The 18,693-nt window shown below is 51.4% G+C and carries 19 protein-coding genes; all 19 read left to right on the top strand.

What is annotated here, in order from left to right; translation table 11 throughout:
* The first annotated feature begins 63 nt into the window (after nucleotides 1-63).
* The 19 genes from Q3F21_RS06620 (at nucleotide 64) to Q3F21_RS06530 (ending at nucleotide 18,586) form a co-directional block, all read left to right on the top strand.
* A complete protein-coding gene (locus Q3F21_RS06620; RefSeq protein ID WP_340250720.1) occupies nucleotides 64-1,371 on the top strand; it encodes a pyrimidine-nucleoside phosphorylase in 1,308 nt (435 codons plus the stop codon).
* A 435-nt stretch (nucleotides 1,372-1,806) separates the two neighbouring features.
* On the top strand, nucleotides 1,807-2,274 hold the full coding sequence (locus Q3F21_RS06615; protein ID WP_340250696.1) for an Lrp/AsnC family transcriptional regulator: 468 nt from the start codon (nucleotides 1,807-1,809) through the stop codon (nucleotides 2,272-2,274).
* 125 nt (nucleotides 2,275-2,399) lie between these two features.
* Complete coding sequence (locus tag Q3F21_RS06610; RefSeq protein ID WP_340250695.1) at nucleotides 2,400-4,055, top strand: peptide ABC transporter substrate-binding protein; 1,656 nt, start codon at nucleotides 2,400-2,402, stop codon at nucleotides 4,053-4,055.
* Nucleotides 4,056-4,309: 254 nt separating this feature from the next.
* Complete coding sequence (locus tag Q3F21_RS06605) at nucleotides 4,310-5,242, top strand: ABC transporter permease (protein WP_340250694.1); 933 nt, start codon at nucleotides 4,310-4,312, stop codon at nucleotides 5,240-5,242.
* A gap of 6 nt (nucleotides 5,243-5,248) precedes the next feature.
* A complete protein-coding gene (locus tag Q3F21_RS06600; protein WP_340250693.1) occupies nucleotides 5,249-6,163 on the top strand; it encodes an ABC transporter permease in 915 nt (304 codons plus the stop codon).
* Nucleotides 6,164-6,177: 14 nt separating this feature from the next.
* Entirely contained in the window at nucleotides 6,178-7,176 is a 999-nt protein-coding gene (locus tag Q3F21_RS06595) for an oligopeptide/dipeptide ABC transporter ATP-binding protein (RefSeq protein WP_340250692.1), read from the top strand.
* A gap of 15 nt (nucleotides 7,177-7,191) precedes the next feature.
* Nucleotides 7,192-8,151: an oligopeptide/dipeptide ABC transporter ATP-binding protein gene (locus tag Q3F21_RS06590; RefSeq protein WP_340250691.1), complete on the top strand. Its 960-nt coding sequence runs from the start codon at nucleotides 7,192-7,194 to the stop codon at nucleotides 8,149-8,151.
* A 173-nt stretch (nucleotides 8,152-8,324) separates the two neighbouring features.
* Nucleotides 8,325-10,391 (top strand): methyl-accepting chemotaxis protein, encoded by a 2,067-nt coding sequence (locus Q3F21_RS06585; protein WP_340250690.1) that lies wholly within the window; start codon nucleotides 8,325-8,327, stop codon nucleotides 10,389-10,391.
* Nucleotides 10,392-10,510: 119 nt separating this feature from the next.
* Complete coding sequence (locus Q3F21_RS06580) at nucleotides 10,511-11,698, top strand: D-alanyl-D-alanine carboxypeptidase family protein (protein WP_340250689.1); 1,188 nt, start codon at nucleotides 10,511-10,513, stop codon at nucleotides 11,696-11,698.
* 149 nt (nucleotides 11,699-11,847) lie between these two features.
* A complete protein-coding gene (spoIIAA, locus tag Q3F21_RS06575) occupies nucleotides 11,848-12,198 on the top strand; it encodes an anti-sigma F factor antagonist (protein ID WP_003387189.1) in 351 nt (116 codons plus the stop codon).
* Between the two features lie 2 nt (nucleotides 12,199-12,200).
* On the top strand, nucleotides 12,201-12,647 hold the full coding sequence (spoIIAB, locus tag Q3F21_RS06570) for an anti-sigma F factor (RefSeq protein WP_340250688.1): 447 nt from the start codon (nucleotides 12,201-12,203) through the stop codon (nucleotides 12,645-12,647).
* An 11-nt stretch (nucleotides 12,648-12,658) separates the two neighbouring features.
* Nucleotides 12,659-13,414 (top strand): RNA polymerase sporulation sigma factor SigF, encoded by a 756-nt coding sequence (sigF, locus tag Q3F21_RS06565; protein ID WP_340250687.1) that lies wholly within the window; start codon nucleotides 12,659-12,661, stop codon nucleotides 13,412-13,414.
* Between the two features lie 91 nt (nucleotides 13,415-13,505).
* Entirely contained in the window at nucleotides 13,506-14,120 is a 615-nt protein-coding gene (locus Q3F21_RS06560) for a stage V sporulation protein AA (RefSeq protein WP_340250686.1), read from the top strand.
* Complete coding sequence (locus Q3F21_RS06555) at nucleotides 14,117-14,536, top strand: stage V sporulation protein AB (RefSeq protein ID WP_340250685.1); 420 nt, start codon at nucleotides 14,117-14,119, stop codon at nucleotides 14,534-14,536. Before Q3F21_RS06560 ends, Q3F21_RS06555 begins: the two co-directional genes overlap by 4 nt.
* A 102-nt stretch (nucleotides 14,537-14,638) precedes the next feature.
* The gene (gene spoVAC, locus Q3F21_RS06550; RefSeq protein WP_340250684.1) at nucleotides 14,639-15,118 is read left to right on the top strand and encodes a stage V sporulation protein AC; all 480 of its coding nucleotides are present in this window, start codon (nucleotides 14,639-14,641) and stop codon (nucleotides 15,116-15,118) included.
* A 12-nt stretch (nucleotides 15,119-15,130) separates the two neighbouring features.
* Nucleotides 15,131-16,159 carry a stage V sporulation protein AD gene (gene spoVAD, locus Q3F21_RS06545; RefSeq protein WP_340250683.1) on the top strand — a complete coding sequence of 343 codons (1,029 nt, stop codon included), beginning with the start codon at nucleotides 15,131-15,133 and terminating at the stop codon, nucleotides 16,157-16,159.
* Nucleotides 16,159-16,509, top strand: a complete 351-nt coding sequence (gene spoVAE / locus Q3F21_RS06540; RefSeq protein ID WP_340250682.1) for a stage V sporulation protein AE — start codon at nucleotides 16,159-16,161, stop codon at nucleotides 16,507-16,509. Before spoVAD ends, spoVAE begins: the two co-directional genes overlap by 1 nt.
* 36 nt (nucleotides 16,510-16,545) lie before the next feature.
* Entirely contained in the window at nucleotides 16,546-17,133 is a 588-nt protein-coding gene (locus Q3F21_RS06535) for a stage V sporulation protein AE (protein WP_340250681.1), read from the top strand.
* A complete protein-coding gene (locus Q3F21_RS06530; protein WP_340250680.1) occupies nucleotides 17,114-18,586 on the top strand; it encodes a spore germination protein in 1,473 nt (490 codons plus the stop codon). The genes Q3F21_RS06535 and Q3F21_RS06530 overlap by 20 nt, the downstream gene beginning before the upstream one ends.
* Nucleotides 18,587-18,693 lie beyond the last annotated feature (107 nt).

Genomic DNA, 18,693 nt, shown 5'->3' with positions numbered 1-18,693 from the left:
ATACCCTTCTTTACTGTTGCTCACATCGTTTGGAAGAAAGATTGTTCACGAGGTGAATAAATGATGCGTATGGTAGATATCATCGCGAAAAAAAGGGATGGCCTGGGGCTTTCCAGCGAGGAAATTCAATTTTTGGTTCGCGGTTACACAGACGGCAGCATTCCCGACTATCAGATGGCGGCTTGGGCGATGGCCGTCCTGCTCCGCGGCATGACGCCGCGTGAAACAGGGGACTTGACACTGGCGATGGCCGGTTCGGGAGAGCAGCTGGACCTGAGTTCACTGAAAGGAATCAAGGTCGACAAGCACAGTACAGGCGGCGTAGGGGATAAAACGACGCTTGTCGTGGCGCCTCTCGTGGCTGCAGCGGGGATTCCCGTCGCCAAAATGTCGGGGCGAGGTCTGGGGCACTCCGGCGGAACGATCGACAAGCTGGAGTCGTTTGCCGGCTTTCAGGTGGAGCGGACGAGGGAGCAATTTTTGCAGCAAGTCCGGGAGATCGGCGTATCGGTGATCGGGCAATCGGGCAACCTGACGCCGGCGGACAAAAAGCTCTACGCCCTGCGGGATGTGACCGCTACGGTAGAGGCGGTTCCGCTGATTGCCAGCTCGATCATGTCCAAGAAGATAGCAGCGGGTGCGGACGCAATCCTGCTCGACGTAAAAGTGGGCAAAGGCGCCTTCATGAAGACGCTGGAACAGGCGGAAACACTTGCATCTGCCATGGTTCAGATCGGGACGCAAGTAGGGAGAAAGACGGTTGCTGTCATCAGCGACATGAATCAACCCCTCGGCTTTGCTGTGGGCAACGCGCTGGAAGTCAAGGAGGCGATTGACACGCTTGCCGGTAGAGGGCCGAAGGATTTGACGGAGCTTGCGCTTGCCATCGGGGCTCATATGCTCGTACTGGGCGAGCTCGCGGCGGATGTCGAAGAGGGCCGGAAGCGTCTGGAAGGAATTATGAGGAGAGGGGAAGCTGTGGAAAAGCTTGCTCAAATGATCGAGGCACAGGGCGGCAACAAAGAAGACGTATACAATCCTGACCGTCTGCCGAAGGCGTCATTGACAGCGGAAGTTACAGCGAGCCAGGACGGCTATATTACTGCAATCGATGCCGAGACGGTTGGGCATGCGTCCGTCGTGTTGGGTGCGGGCAGGCTGACCAAGGAAATGCCGATTGATCTGGCGGTGGGCATTGCACTGACTAAGAAACGCGGGGATCAGGTGCGCAAGGGCGATGTACTGGCCACGGTACATGCCAATGACGAGAAATTGCTCCAGCAGGCAGTGGAAGAGCTGGCGGGTGCTTATGCCTACGACAGCAAGTCATTGAACAGTCAACCATTAATATACAAAATCATAACTGAATAGGTTTTCGGCAGCATCCTAACGTCGGACGCAATGTCCGGCGTTTCCCCTGCCGGAAAACTTGCTGAAAGCGTTTTCTTGAAGTGTGAAAAAGTGAGTCTGAATAGCGATTGATAAGTATTTGGCGGGCCCAATGATGGAAAAACGGCATCGTTCGGAAATAAATATACCGGCACTCGATAAAAAATACGTCTTTCTCGATAAATTTTTATTGATTAATCAACTGAATTGCGGTTCAATAGAAGAAATGATAGCTAGTGTGAAATGTTAAAAAATTATTTATTGTTCGGATTCGCTTTATAATTTTTTATAATTCTACTTGTCAAATTTCGTTGACACCGCTATCATTTCGGATTATGTTTAAAGTGACAGGCAAATTGTAAAAGATTTTTGCGAATTTCGTAAAAAACAAATGGAGGTTCTTAAAAAATCGTATTTATGAAAAAGCTGGACCATGTTGATAAGCAGATCTTGCAAATCCTACAGGAAGACGGAAGACGAGCATATACCGACATTGCTCATCAACTTGGCTTGAGCGAAGGGACCATCCGTTCACGGATTACGCGCCTGTTACAAGATGGAGTGTTTCAGTTTGTCATCCACCCTGACCCAGAAAAGCTGGGCTTGCATGTACAGGCGATCATCGGATTGACGACCAAGCTCGGGCTGCAAAACAGCGTCGCCGAGGAGCTGAGCAAATTTCCGGAGGTACGCTTTGTGGGTGCATTCAGCGGTAAGCACGACTTGATCATTCAAGCGTGTTTCCATAATAATGAAGAATTGATCACCTTTGTCAACGAACGCCTCTCACAATGTGAAGGAATTCTGGCGGCTGATGTGTCGCTGGAACTAAAACAATATAAAGATTCCTTCTCGTTCGTTCGTGATGAAGATGTGGCCATATAAGGAAAGGGGTTGGTAAGTCGGCGAAAGCAAAGCGGGGAAAGAACAGCTTTTTACTTTTCCAATTTTCTGAAAACATACAAAAAAAGAAACAGACAAAAAAGACAATGACATTGGGGGTTATTGCGTTGAAAAAAAGCGTATTTGCTCTTGTCAGCTCCGTTGCCGTTCTCGGTGCAGCATTGGCTGGTTGCGGTGGAGGCCAACAGGCTGCCACAGAACAGAAGCCGGCTGAGAACACCGGCCAGACCCAACAGCCAGCAGCGGCGCCTGCGGAGAAAAAGCCGCAAGTGCTGAAATTGAATCTCCACTCCGAACCGCCTACGGCAGACCCGGGAATCTCTGAAGATACGACATCTGCCGCAATTATCCGCGCCACCTTCGACGGTCTCACCCGCGTAGGTCCGGATAACAAGCCGCAGCCGTCTGTGGCTGAAAGCTACAAGATTTCCGATGACATGTTGACGTATACGTTCAAACTGCGTGACACGAAATGGGCAAATGGCGAACCGTTGACGGCACATGACTTCGAATACGCATGGAAACGCGCTTTGGATCCAAACACGGCATCCAACTACGCTTATCAGCTGTACTATGTGAAAAATGGTGAAGCCTACAACAAAGGCAAAGCAGGTCGCGACGATGTAGGTGTGAAGGCGCTTGACGACAAAACATTGGAAGTAAAACTGGAAAACCCGACTCCATTCTTCCTGGAACTGACCGCATTCCCAACCTATTTCCCTGTGAACAAAGCCCTGATCGAATCCAATCCGAAGTGGGCCGGGGAAGCAAAGACTCACATGGGCAACGGTCCGTTCAAGATGGAGACCTGGGAACATAAGAGCAAGCTAGTGCTCGTCAAAAACGAAAATTACTGGGACAAAGATAACGTAAAGCTCGATCGCATCGAGTTTGCCATGGTAGAAGACGAGAACACCGAGCTGTCCATGTTTGAAAACGGCGAAATTGATTGGGCTGGAGCTCCGACGAGCGCGCTGCCTACGGATGCCATCCCGGCTCTGAAAGCGCAAAATAAAATTACCACCCAGCCTATCGCGGGTACGTACTGGTACAAATTCAACGTAGAAAAAGCGCCGTTTAACAACGTGAAGATTCGCAAGGCGTTCGCGTACGCTATTGATCGTCAGTCCCTGATTGACAATATCCTGCAAACTGGCCAAATACCTGCCACAGGCGCAGTGCCGCCGTCCATGGCGCTAAAGCCTGATGGCTACTTCAAGGACAAAGATTTGGAAACAGCGAAGAAGCTGTTGGAAGAAGGCATGAAGGAGCTCGGTATCTCGAAGCTTCCGCCAATCACACTGTCCTACAATACGTCTGAGGGCCACCAAAAGATTGCGGCAGCAATCCAGGATCAGTGGAAGAAGAACCTCGGCGTCGAAGTGAAGCTGGAAAACAAAGAATGGAAAGTCTACCTCGAAGACATGCACCAAGGAAATTACCAGGTTGGCCGTATGGGATGGCTGGGCGACTTTAACGACCCGATCAACTTCCTTGAGCTTTACAGAGACAAGGATGGCGGAAACAACGATACGCGTTGGGAGCATCCAAAGTACAAGGAATTGTTGATTAAATCCAACACGGAAGGCGATCCGGAAGCGCGCAAGAAGATTTTGGCGGAAGCAGAGCAAATCCTCATGGATGAAATGCCAATTATGCCGATCTACTTCTACACCAACTCTTGGGTGCAAAAAGAGAACGTCAAAGGCGTCGTTATTGGCGGCTTGGGCGACGTCGACTGGAAATGGGCTTCGGTAGAGTAAGTTTGTTTTCCGCATTGGCATAAAGGAAATCGGTTTGCAGAGATAGGGTATATGGTCGTCCATATACCCTATCTTATGCCAACCGTTCCGATATATAAAACAGATGGCGCACAGCCACAAAAAAAGAGAGAGAAATCCGCAAGAGATTCGAACAACGGGGAATTATTTACACAGTCGATTTTTGCACTGTAACAGGCAAGCCGCAGTGTAAAGATGGGACGTGAAAGCAAAAAAATTGTAAGGGGGTAAGTTTGTTGATCCGTTATCTTGGTAAGCGTATCATTTTCATGATCATTTCGCTTTTCTTGATCGTAACGGCCACCTTCTTCATTATGAAAGCGGTGCCGGGCGGTCCATTCACTTCCGAAAAGAACGTACCCGATGAAATCAAGGCAGCTTTGGAAGCGAAGTACAAATTGAACCTGCCGCTCCACGAGCAGTATCTGGACTACTTGAAAGGTGTCATTACGTGGGATTTGGGACCATCCTTTGTTGAGAAGTCTTCCAACGTAAATGACATGATCAGCCGGGGCTTCCCAGTATCCGCCCATTTAGGAGCACAAGCCTTGCTGCTCGCGATCTTCGGAGGAATTACGCTTGGAGTAGTCGCAGCGCTCAAGCACAACAAATGGCAGGACTATTCAGCGATGCTTATCGCCGTTCTCGGCCTATCCGTCCCTGGATTTATCTTGGCATCATTTTATCAATATTTCTTTGCAATCAAGTGGGGCATCTTTCCCATTGCAAAGTGGGAAGGTTTTGAATATACCGTACTGCCTTCCTTGGCCCTCGCCGCGATGCCGATCGCTTTCATCGCCCGTCTGACACGTTCAAACATGTTGGAGGTTCTCGGGCAAGACTACATCAAAACGGCTAAAGCCAAAGGTTTAAATACAGTTACGATCACCGTTAAACACGCGATTCGAAACGCTCTTCTGCCTGTTATTACTTATCTCGGGCCGCTGCTTGCAAACATCCTGACCGGCGCATTCGTAATCGAGCGAATCTTCGGTATCCCTGGTTTGGGCCGTGAGTTTGTCATCTCGATTACAAACCGTGACTACACCGTTATTATGGGAACCACGGTGTTCTACGCGATCATCCTGGTTGTAGGAATTTTGCTGGTAGATATCGCTTATACGCTGGTTGACCCGCGGATCAAGCTAAGCGATGCAGGAAGGGAGTAATGATACATGCAACTGACGAAAGAGCATTTTGAGCCGATTTCTGTCGACCTTCGCCAGGCAGAATCCATTAAACGCCCAAGCCTTTCCTTCTGGGCGGACGTATGGCGCCGATTGAAAATGAACAAGGTAGCGATGGTTTCCCTTGTCTTTATCTTGATTTTGGTCGCGTGTGCGATCTTCATTCCGATCCTTAGCTCCAATGACTATTTTACGACTGATTTGGCAGGTAAGAACAAGAAACCTTCCGCTGAACACTGGTTTGGTACGGATGACCTAGGCCGTGACGTCTTTGTTCGCGTATGGTACGGAGCGCGCATTTCTTTGGAAGTAGGCTTTGCCGCAGCGTTTATCGACCTGATTATTGGCGTCATTTGGGGCGGCCTCGCAGGTTTCTACGGCGGCAAAGTCGATGAGATCATGATGCGTATTGCCGATATTCTGTATGCCATTCCGTATCTTCTCGTGGTCATTTTGCTGATGGTCGTCTTGGACCCCGGGGTCGGGACGATTATTATCGCCTTAACGATAACGGGATGGATTGGAATGGCCCGGATCGTCCGCGGTCAGATTCTCCAGCTGAAAGCGCAGGAATTCGTGTTGGCAGCCCGTTCTCTCGGAGCTGACAACAACCGCCTGATCTTCAAGCATTTGATCCCGAACGCTTTGGGCCCGATCATCGTTACTCTCAGCTTGACTGTGCCATCTGCCATTTTTGCCGAGTCGTTCCTCTCCTTTATCGGTCTTGGGGTATCCGCTCCGGTAGCATCCTGGGGAACTATGTCCAACGAAGGCTTGTCGGCGATGAAATACTATCCGTGGCGCTTGATGTTCCCGGCGCTTTTCATCTCGATTACGATGTTGGCATTTAACTTGCTTGGCGACGGTCTGCGTGACGCCGTAGACCCACGCTTGCGGAAATAGGAGGGACCACAGTTATGGATGAACGCATTCTAGAAGTAAATGACTTGCACGTCTCCTTCCACACCTATGCGGGGGAAGTCAAAGCTGTACGCGGCGTCAATTTTCACGTCAATCGCGGAGAAGCCGTTGCCATCGTAGGGGAGTCCGGCTGCGGAAAGTCTGTAACAGCCCAAACCTTGATGAAGCTTATCCCGATGCCGCCAGGCCAGATCAAAAAAGGAGAAATTTTCTTTAACGGAGAGAATCTTGTCAATAAATCCAACAAGGAAATGGAAGCCATCCGCGGGAAGGATATCGGGATGATCTTCCAGGACCCGATGACTTCGTTGAACCCGACTTTAACGATCGGCAACCAGATCATGGAGGGCTTGATCAAGCACCAGAACATGTCGCGCTCCGATGCCCGCAATCGTGCGATTGAACTCTTGACTTTGGTAGGAATTCCGCAACCGGAAAAACGTGTCGATCAATACCCGCACGAATTCTCCGGAGGGATGCGCCAGCGTGCGATGATTGCGATCGCTCTGGCTTGCTCTCCGCAGCTTCTGATCGCCGACGAGCCGACAACGGCGCTCGACGTGACGATCCAGGCGCAAATCCTGGATCTGATGAAAGAACTGCAAAAGAAAATGAATACATCGATTATCCTGATTACGCACGACCTTGGCGTCGTCGCCGAAATGTGCGATCGCGTCATCGTTATGTACGCAGGCAAGGTAATCGAGACAGGTACCGTTGACGACATCTTCTACAACCCGCAGCACCCTTACACAAAAGGCTTGCTGCGTTCGGTACCTCGACTGGACTTGAACCGCGACGAACCGCTCACTCCGATCTTCGGTACGCCGCCGGATCTGCTTCGTCCACCGGTTGGATGCGGCTTTACCGCACGCTGTGAATCAGCGATGCGCGTCTGCCAGGAGTACGATCCTGAATTGAATGACGTCAGCTCAACGCAGCGGGCTGCTTGCTGGCTCCAGCACCCGTTGGCACAGAATCGCGCAGGATCGTAAGAGGGGGAAAGACAAGTGGATAATCGTGATACATTGTTGGAAGTTCGCAACCTGAAAAAATTCTTCAAAATCGGCGACAATACGTTGAAAGCCGTTAACGACATCTCGTTCGAAATCAAGCGCGGGGAAACTCTTGGGGTGGTAGGGGAGTCCGGCTGCGGAAAATCGACAGCCGGGCGTACCATTCTTCGTTTGTACGATGCTACTGCAGGGGACGTTTTGTTCGAAGGCCAAAGCATCATGAAGCTCAACAACCAAGAGATGAAAGCCATGCGGCGCAACATGCAAATGATCTTCCAAGACCCGTATGCTTCGTTGAACCCGCGGATGACGGTTGGCGATATCATCGGGGAAGCGCTGGATATCCACGGTCTCGCCGCCGGACAAAAGCGCAAAGAGCGGATCCAGGAGCTGCTTTCCCTGGTCAGCTTGAACCCTGAGCATATGAACCGCTTCCCGCATGAGTTTTCCGGCGGACAACGCCAGCGGATCGGGATCGCCCGTGCACTGGCGGTTGAGCCGAAGTTCATCGTTTGTGACGAACCGATCTCCGCCCTCGACGTTTCCGTACAAGCGCAGGTCGTGAACCTCCTGGAGCAGCTTCAGGAAAAAATGGGACTCACTTACATGTTCATCGCGCACGACTTGTCGATGGTAAAATACATTTCCGACCGTGTGGCAGTTATGTACCTCGGCAAAATGGTAGAGCTTGCCGAAAGTGACAAGCTGTACGAAAAGCCGCTTCATCCATATACGCAAGCGCTTCTGTCTGCTATTCCGATCCCGGATCCGGAAGTAGAGCGCCAGCGTGAGCGCATCGTGTTGCAAGGGGATGTACCAAGCCCGATGAATCCTCCGAGCGGCTGCCACTTCCGTACGCGTTGCCCAAAAGCGATGCCTGAATGCGCTGCTGCCGAGCCGGTTTGGAAAGAAGTAGAGCCTGGCCATTTCGCTGCCTGCCATTTGTACAACTAGATTACAATGACAGGATTTCCAAACAGATTGGGAATCCTGTCTTTCCATCATGCGAGATACTGTGGCCTCCGCGAATGGATGGGGTAAATCACCCCGTTGTTTGCGTCCGAGGTCTCTTTTTCGTTTGCCATCTATGTGATCAAGACGTCAAAAGAGAGAAGGGGGTAGTTGCCATGCGGAAAGTTGGATTGCCGCATTTCCGCCCGAAAGATCTGTCGGCAGCCAAAAAGCTGAGTGGGCTGGTTGGCCTTCTAAACAGACAGCTGCAGGGTTCAATGGCCAAAAAAATGATTACCTTTGGAATTATTCTTGTTATCGTGATCATTGGTGCATTGCAATACATAGCGCTTTCCTATTCGAAAAACACCTTGATTGAGATTACGTCCAACCAGGCAAAGATGCTGGCCGAGCAGTATGCCGAAAGCATGCAAGACTGGATCGAAGACTTGAAGAGTTCATCTCTGGAAACCGCGTCCAAACGAGTGATGGCGACGGATCTTGAGCCGCTCATCATGGAACAATTCCGGCTCTTGCGCCAAGGCCATAAAGAAGTCTCGAAAATTTATCTGGTCGATTCGAGCACGGGCAAGTCGCTGTATTCGTTGACCGGAAAAAATGAAATCGACTTCAAGCAGAAGCAGTATGTGCAGAATGCTTTATCTTCCGGGGAGCCCGTTTTCTCCGATGAGGAAGTCGTGCTTGGCGCCGAAAGAAGCTTCATCTATCTGGCTGCTCCGATCGGGGAGAAAAACAAGGATACTTCCCGTTTGCTTGTCGTCGGCTTCCAGATTGACCCGATAGTCAAGAAGGCGGAAGAGATTCCGTTCATGCAAAATGGCTACGCGTTTGTCGTTCGCAAGGATGGCTTGGTCGTCGCCCACAAGGATTCGTCGCAAAATAACAGGCTGTCGCTTGCGGAAAATGGGGATTATGCCGATTTACTTGCGCTTGTGCAAAACGGGACCAGCCAGAGTCTGGAGTATGAAGCGGATGGCGTGGATTCATTCGCGGCCGTCGCTCCGATCCCCTCGTTGGGCTGGGCACTTGTCATGACGACCGCTTCCGCCGAGGTCTACGGCGAATTGAACGGAATGGGGATTACGTTTGGACTCATCAGCCTCCCCATCATTGTCTTGGCCGCCCTCTCCATCTGGTGGTTTGCGCAAAGAATTCGCAAGTCGCTCTTGGCGATAGCCCAAGACATGGAGAAAATCGGATCAGGCCATTTTGACGTACAGGTGCAGGTGAGAGGAAAAGACGAGCTGGCGTTGGTCGGGCACAAAATGAATGAAATGGCAGGCGAATTGAGAAAGCTTGTATCCCTTGTTCAAGGACAAGCCAGCCGCCTGAATACCGCCGCCGAAGAGCTAAATTTGTCGGCACAGGAAAACACCGGATCGATCCATTTCATTACGGAAAATATCTCAACGATTTCCGAAAGAGTTTCCCTACAGACAAAAGAGGTGCTTTCGGCTGCCACTACCGTCTCTGAGATTTCTCAAGGTGTGGAGCAGGTCGCGATAGCGGCAGAATCGACAACAAGGGCAACGAGCCGCACCTTTGAGCGTGCCCAGGACGGAATGAAGCTCGTCGAGAGCGTTATTTCCACCGTCAGACAGGCGAACGGAGAAGTAGAGAGGACGGCCCAGCAGATGCATGGACTGCGGGATCGTGCGAAACAAATTACGAGCATCGTAGAAATGATCAGCAGTATCGCCTCCCAGACCAACCTCTTGGCCTTGAATGCGGCGATTGAGGCAGCCCGGGCAGGAGAAGCTGGCCGAGGTTTCTCCGTTGTCGCTACCGAAGTGAGGAAATTGGCGGAGGAGAGCAGCTCCTTCTCTGAACGGATCGCGTCGATCGCACACTCAATCAACGATGAGGCAATGGACATGAGCAAGCATATGGATGAGATCGTTGCGATGGTCAGCACAGGCCTTCAGTCAGTCGAGACAGTCGGTACGGCGTTCCAGCATATCGTCGCGGACATTCAATCTGCTGCAGAGCAGAGCGAGTCCATGTCTGCCGCCTCCGAAGAGATGGCCGCGGGCAATCAGGTCGTGACGAGCTCGATGCAGAGACTTTCCTCGGTATCGGATGAAATCAACCAGTCACTGGGGGGCGTCGTGGCAACAGTCGATGAGCAGCTGAAGTCGATCGTGAGGATCAGTGAAAATGTGGAAGAACTGAAAAAACTGGCGGATGATTTGTCGGAGAATGTCAGCAAGTTTAAAATATAACAACAGACTCATTGCCAAACGAGGGCTCCCTTCTGTCTTTCAGGAGGGAGTTTTTTCCTGTGAATATTTTCCTGTTCATTTGGTGAGAATAAAACCATGAATGGAGGGAAGAGTTTGCTATGAAAAGGAGTCTGTATCTGAGCTTATGCTTTATCTTGTGCGTTGCGTTCATTTCTCCGATAGCGAAGGCAGCCAAGGAAAACGCGCCTGCGAAAGACGGACAGATGAATTTTGCGCCGCATGCGACCTCCGCCATATTGATGGAAGCGGATACGGGAACCGTTTTATTTGAAAAAAACGCAAGCGCAAAGCTGCCTCCTGCTAGTATTACCAAGGTCATGACGCTTCTATTGATCATGGAAGCGCTTGAGCGCGGAGAAATCAAACTATCGGACAAAGTCCGCACGAGCGAACGTGCGGCTTCCATGGGAGGTTCGCAAATTTTTCTCCAGCCGGGCGAAGAAATGACGGTGGAAGACATGATCAAAGGAATCGCGATTGCTTCGGGGAACGATGCCTCCGTGGCGATGGCCGAGCATTTGTCGGGGACGGAAGAAGCGTTCGTTGCGAAGATGAACGAACGGGCGAAACAGTTGGGAATGAAGCAGACCCATTTCGTCAATTCCAACGGGTTGCCTGCGCCTGAGCATGTTTCTTCAGCGCTGGACATTGCGATCATGTCCCGCGAACTTTTGAAGCACGAAACGATTACCAAATATACCGGAATTTATCAGGACTATTTGCGAAAAGAAACGTCCAACCCGTTCTGGTTGGTCAATACGAACCGTCTCGTGCGCTTTTACGAGGGCGTGGACGGATTGAAAACAGGCTATACAAGCGAAGCCAAATACTGTTTGACGGCCACCGCCAAACGGAACAACATGAGGGTCATTACTGTCGTCATGGGCGAGCCGGATACGAAAACGAGGAATGCGGAAGTGTCGACACTGTTTAATTACGCCTTCGCGCATTATCAGGTAGCGCCCCTGTACAAAAAAGGGGAGGTTGTGCAAGGGCTGAACGTCGACAAAGGCAAACAGCCGACTGTTAACGCGGTTACGCCGCATGCCGTCAGTCTGTTGATGAAGCGCGGGGAGTCCGCCGATCAGTTTGAACGCGAAGTCGTCTTGCAGTCGGACATCAGCGCGCCTCTCAGCAAGCAACAAGTGGTCGGACATATTTTTATCCGGACAAAAGACGGCACGGAAGTAAACCGGATCGACCTGTTCCCGGACCAGACGGTCGATAAGGCAGGCATGTGGGAGATTCTCAAGCGGACAACGAGAAACGTTTTGATTAGCTATTGAACCGACAGCGAGAACGCGAAAAGAATCGAGTTGCCTCGAATTGTACGATGTGGCCGCTCGATTTTTTTGTTCTTTTGTCGGCTGGCAGGAAATGGAACAAAGAGAGAAGAAAAGAGAGTGTACTACGGGATGAAGGAGTGTTTCGAGCCATGAGTCTGCGCATTATCATGGAAACCAAACAGGACGTTTTGGTTGTCCGTTTGCAAGGAGAACTTGACCATCATACAGCCGAGGAATTGCGTGGTAAAGTAGATGATCTGTTGCGCCAATCGTCGATTCGCCATATCGTCCTCAGCCTGGCGGAGCTTTCTTTTATGGACAGCTCTGGCATTGGAGTCATCCTGGGGCGGTACAAGCAGATATCGGCTCGCTCGGGGGAAATGGTCGTTTGCTCGATCAATCCGACCATTTACCGGATTTTCGAAATGTCTGGCTTGTTTAAGGTCATCAAGTTCCGCGAAAACGAAGCGGAAGCCCTGCACGTACTGGGGGTGGCGTAAACATGGCTAAACGCAATTTCATGAGCGTGGCGTTTGCTGCCCAAAGCCAGAATGAAGCGTTCGCCCGCGTCGCGGTGGCCTCGTTCATTTCACAGCTTGACATTTCGGTCGAGGAGCTGGAAGAGATCAAGACGGTCGTTTCCGAAGCAGTGACCAACTCCATCATCCACGGCTACGATGAAAATCCGGATGGCGTTGTCCGCATCTCGGTCAGCATCGATGACGGTGCCGTGGAATTGGTTGTGGAGGATGAAGGAAAGGGAATCGAGGACGTCGATCAGGCGATGCAGCCTCTGTTCACCAGCAAGCCTGAGCTGGAGCGCTCGGGAATGGGTTTTACGATTATGGAAAACTTTATGGACTCGCTTGAAGTGGCAACTGCTGTCGGGAAAGGGACGACCGTCCGCCTGACAAAACGCCTTTCCTTTGCCAAAGCATTACAGAATTAGGAGTAGTGCCTATGGGTGCCGATATTAAAAACGCCAGTCAGCCGTTTCTTACCAATGACCAAGTAAAAGAATTGATCGCCCAGAGCCAGGATGGCGATGCACAAGCACGCGAAACGCTTGTGAACAGCAATATTCGGCTTGTTTGGTCGGTTGTGCAGCGTTTCATCAATCGAGGCTATGAAGCCGACGACCTGTTCCAAATCGGGTGTATCGGTCTTTTGAAAGCCGTAGACAAGTTTGACCTCAATTACGACGTGAAGTTTTCCACGTATGCCGTTCCCATGATTATCGGTGAGATCCAGCGTTTCTTGCGGGACGACGGCACCGTAAAAGTAAGCCGGTCGCTCAAGGAGACAGCCAACAGAGTCAGGCGGGCCAAAGACGAACTATATAAACAGTTCGGGCGGGCTCCTACCATCTCGGAAGTGGCGGAAGCGGTCGGGATCACACCAGAGGAAGTGGTGTTTGCCCAGGAGGCAAGCAGAGCGCCCTCCTCGATCCATGAAACGGTTTTTGAAAACGACGGCGATCCGATTACATTAATCGATCAGATCGCAGACGAAAGCGTCAACAAGTGGTTTGAGAAAATTGCGTTGAAGGATGCAATCAGCCGATTGACGGAAAGAGAACAGCTCATCGTCTACTTGCGCTACTACAAGGATCAGACCCAATCAGAGGTAGCGGAGCGGCTAGGCATCTCACAGGTTCAGGTGTCGCGGCTGGAAAAGCGAATCCTGCAGACGATCAAAGACCAGATTGAGCATTAGCTCATCTAGGTCTTTTTTTCTTTCTATGCATGGCTTTTCGCGACACGCGCATACTAGCAAAAGCGACTTAGCGTTGGAAAGGAGGGAGCTGATGAACCAGCCGCTGTTTCTCAAGCTGCGCAAACGCTTGGCGGTCAAGCCGGATGCGACGATTACGCTGGGAGATATCTGTCAGCTGTACTGGGATGGCTCCCGCGAGAAAGCGTTGGCCCGTCTGCCTGTCTACCAGGTGAAGCCAGCAGACGGAAACCTCATCATCATCGATATTATGCAGGTCATCAAACAAATCCGCCGCGTGCATCCCGAGCTGGCGTTGGAAGTACAGGGTGCGGCTCATATTATCGTAGAAGTTTTGAACCCTCGAAAAAAAGCAAACTTCCTCATGGTCACGCTGGTATGGGTCCTGCTTTTCGTCGGTGCTGGCCTTGCCATCATGAACTTTCACGCAGACGTCAGCATGCTCCAGGTCCATCAGCGCATCCACTATTTAATCACCGGACGGACAAACGACCAGCCCCTTTGGCTGCAAATCCCTTATTCTATCGGGATCGGCCTGGGGATGATTCTGTTTTTCAACCACATCTTTCAAAAGCGAATCAACGAAGAACCCAGTCCGTTGGAGGTTGAGCTGTTCTTATACCAGCAAAACCTCGATCAATATTACATTCAGCATGAAAACAAGGAAAATGAACGGATAAAGTCATGAGCCTGTGGCAACACATCATGCTCGCAATCGTCGGACTGGGTGGAGGACTCGCTGTGGGCAGCGGGTTTGTTGCTTTTATCACGGTACTGGACATCATCCCCCGGCTTGCTCAGCTATCGAACGCGCATCGGCACATTCGCGCATTTGAGTGGGCACTAGTGAGCGGTGCCCTGTTTTTTACAACGGCGGACTTTTTCCAATGGGTTGCGAGATTACCCATTTTGTTTACTTCGATTTACGGCATTTTTGCCGGTGTCTTTGTTGGGACGCTGGCTGCTGGACTGACCGAAGTACTGAATGTCTTTCCGATCCTGGCGAAACGGCTCAACATGGACTCGAAAATACTTTTCTTGTTGATGGCGATGGTCTTCGGCAAAATAATCGGGTCGCTTCTGCAGTGGTGGCTGAAGCTATAGCCAGGCCGGTGGCAAATTCAGCCATTCATAGAATGAGGCCGGAGAGACAAGATATGGATATGTGGGCATGTTGACCAGACAGGACGAGTGGGAGGAACAACGATGGCGACGAAAGCAAAGTCCAATGGTTCGAATCAAATGACCAAACAGCTTTATAAGCAGCAAGCAGCAAAGTACCAACCCAAGCGGAATGTTCTGCTCAACTCGATTCGTGCTTTTTGGGTTGGGGGTTCTATCTGTCTATTGGGCCAGGCAATCCAAAACATCTATATCAACTTCTTCGGATTTACCGAAAAGACTGCGAGCAATCCGACCGTTGCCACGCTTATTTTTCTCTCTGTGCTTCTGACCGGACTAGGAGTCTACGACAACATTGGACAGTATGCGGGAGCGGGGTCAGCAGTCCCTGTTACCGGCTTCGCCAATTCCATCGCTTCTGCCGCGATTGAGCATCGGAGCGAAGGATTTGTCCTTGGAGTAGGAGGAAACATGTTCAAGCTGGCCGGTTCCGTCATTGTTTTTGGCGTAGTCGCCGCTTTCATAGCCGGTATTATCAAAACGGTCTGGAAGATGATCGTGTGAGGGGAGTTTGCCATGAATAATCGACCATCCGATTTTCGTGTAAGCAGACAGACCTGGCACTTCCCGAATGACGTTCGTATTCTGTCTACGGCTACCGCGGTCGGACCTAAAGAAGGAGAAGGACCTCTCGGAGCGTTGTTTGACAAGGTGTACGACGACATGTATGCAGGTCAGGACTCCTGGGAAAACGCGGAGAGACAGCTGCTCGAAGACGCGGTAAACCTCGCCTTGAAAAAAGCAAATGTGACGGGGCAGGAAATAGACGTGTTTTTCGCGGGGGATTTGCTCAATCAAAACATTACGACCAACTTTACGGCCGAGAAAGTGTCGATTCCGCTCATGGGCATGTACGGAGCATGCTCGACTTCCATGCTGACTCTGGCCAACGCCGCTGCCCAGGTCAACTCGGGGTATGCGAATAAAGCATTGGCCGCATGCAGCAGTCACAACGCGACGGCCGAGAGACAATACCGGTATCCGACCGAGTACGGCGGACAGAAGCCGCCGTCGGCACAATGGACGGTCACTGGAGCGGGGGCGGCGGTTGTCGGTACAGGTGGAAGCGGCCCGCGGATCACGTATGCGACCATCGGCAAAGTCGTCGATATGGGGATCAAGGACCCGTTTGACATGGGGTCGGCTATGGCGCCGGCAGCGGCATCTACCTTGCAGGCCCACTTTTCCGACACTGGCCGGAGCCCGAATGATTACGATTTGATTGTAACCGGAGATTTGGCGGCTGTGGGCTTTCCTATCCTCAAGGATTTGATGAAGACGGATGGATATGACATGGATCGGGTGTACAACGACTGCGGGCTGATGGTGTACTCGGCTGACCAGGATGTGTTTGCCGGCGGCAGCGGATGCGCCAGCAGTGCAGTGGTGACCTACAGCTATCTCGTCGATCAGGTAAAACGAGGCCAATTGAAAAAGGTTTTGGTTTGTGCAACCGGCGCATTGCTCAGTCCGGTCAGTTATCAGCAGGGCAACTCGATTCCCTGCATAGCCCATGCGGTGGCGATTGAAGGAGGAGGAAGCTGATGGAATATGTGATCGCCTTTGTTGTTGGCGGATTGATTTGCGTGATCGGCCAACTGTTGTTGGATGTCGGGAAGCTGACGCCTGCCCATGTAATGAGTACACTGGTCGTCGCGGGGGTTGCCCTCGATTTTATTGGCGTCTACGACAAGCTGATTGACTTTGCCGGTGCCGGTGTGACTGTTCCGATCACCAGCTTTGGCCATTCCCTTTACCATGGAGCCATATCGGAAGCGGAGCAGCACGGGTTGATCGGGATCGTCACAGGGATATTTGAAGTAACGAGTGCAGGGATCTCCGCAGCCATCGCGTTTGGATTTTTGGCGTCGCTAGTCTTTAAGCCAAAGGGATGAGCCCATTACCCCGCGCAGAGGAAGGGGGAGAAGCGCATGCCGGAAAAGCGGCGGAAGGTCATTCTCATTACGGATGGCGATCATGTGGCGCAAAAAGTGGTGGAAACGATAGCGAGAAAAATTGGGGGACGAGCGATTTCTCTGTCAGCGGGGAATCCGACGTCGCTCAGCGGCAGCCAAATGGTCGAACTGATCCAAATGACGCCGCAAGACCCCGTACTGATCATGTTTGACGACAATGGAGACAGAGGACGCGGCCGGGGGGAACAGGCTCTGGAATACGTTGTCAACCATCCCGGCATCGAGGTGTTGGGGGCGATTGCCGTAGCCTCCAATACAAAATGGGTAAAAGGCGCGACCGTAAAGGTTTCCGTGGACAACCTCGGCCGGATCGTGAATGAGGCCGTGGACAAACACGGATTCGCCGAAACGGAGCTGGGGAACCGCATCTACGGTGATACTGTCGATATCCTGAACAAGCTGAAGGTGCCCAATATCATCGGGGTAGGCGACATCGGAAAAATGCAAGGGAGGGATAGCTTGCGGAATGGTTGTCCGATCACCATGGCAGCAGTGAATTGGATACTGGAAAGGAGCGCGTTCCATGCCACAAACCAAAAGTGAAAAGAAGCGTCTGATCGTGGAAGACCTGGATGAAAACAAGGAGTACCTGAATGACAGGCTTGGCATCGGTGTAAACTTTGACGTCGGAGTCCACGAATTTACAGTCGGCCGGACCCGCGTTTTGTTGTACTACATCAACGGATTTGCCAGCGACAACGTCGTTACTCAGGTTTTGCGGGATTTGAACGACCTGCGGGAAAGAGATCTTCCAAACGATGTCTTTGAGCACTTGTATCACAAATATATACCTTACTTTCAACTGTCCAATGTGGCAACAGCCAATGAGTTTATTGACAAATTGCTCGTCGGTCAGGTTGGGCTCGTGATCGAGGGCGCACAGCGGGCCATTCTGATGGACGCAAAGGTATTGCCTACCCGCACACCGGCGGAACCGGACACCGAGCGGATTGTCCGCGGCGCTCATGACGGGTTTACGGAAACGCTTGTGATCAACACCGTATTGACCCGCAGACGCATCCGGGATGAGCGTTTGCGCTTTGAGATCATGCAGATCGGGGAACGGACAAAGACGGACGTAGCGATCGCCTATCTCAAGGACGTTGCCAATACAGAGCTGATCGAAAAATTGAAGCACCGTCTGCAAAATATTCAAATCGACGGAATTCCGATGGCAGAAAAAACGGTAGAAGAGTTTATTATCGGCAAGACGTATAATCCGTTCCCGCTCGTGCGCTATACAGAGAGGCCTGACGTAGCTGCGGTCCATCTCCTGGAGGGACACGTCCTGATCTATGTCGATACCTCGCCAAGTGTCATGATCACACCGGCCACGTACTTTCACCATGTACAGCATGCCGAAGAGTACAGGCAAACCCCGGTCGTTGGCGCGTACCTGCGTTGGGTGCGTTTTTTTGGCATCTTTGCTTCGGTATTGCTGCTGCCGATCTGGCTGCTATTGGCCATGCACCCGTCTCTCATACCTGAACCGCTTGATTTCATCGGGATCAAGAACAAAGGCAGCATCCCTTTGCTGGCACAATTTTTAATGGCTGAAGTCGGGCTTGACCTGATGAGGATGGCTGCGATTCACACGCCGTCGCCGTTGTCCATTGCCATGGGCCTCCTTGCAGCGATTCTGGTCGGCGAAGTCGCCATCAAGGTCGGGCTGTTTGCTCCAGAAGTCATTTTGTACCTGGCTGTGGCAGCAATCGGCATGTATGCCACTCCCAGCTACGAGTTAAGCCTGGCAAATCGGCTGGTTCGAATCTTTTTAGTCCTGATGGTCGGATTTTTCTCGATTCCGGGCTTGATGATCGGCCTGCTTGTCGTACTCATCGGTCTTGCGGTTACACGCTCCCTCGACACTCCTTATCTGTGGCCGTTCATTCCATTCAATTTCAAGGCGATGAAGGACGTCCTGGTCAGGATGGCCGTCCCAATGAAAAACAAGCGACCGAGTATTGTTCGTTCGCCAAACTCTTCCCGTCAATAAATATTCTGACAATGAGGGCTCCACCCATTGTCAAATACGCTTTATTATAGTAAATTGATTGATAAGCCAAAGTAAGGTAGATGCGGCAACTGTCAGGTCGTACAGTT

Source organism: Brevibacillus borstelensis, assembly GCF_037834415.1.
GTDB classification, from domain to species: domain Bacteria; phylum Bacillota; class Bacilli; order Brevibacillales; family Brevibacillaceae; genus Brevibacillus; species Brevibacillus borstelensis_A.
The sequence above is the reverse complement of the archived record's forward strand: the minus strand, read 5'-3'. Positions and strand labels throughout refer to the sequence as shown.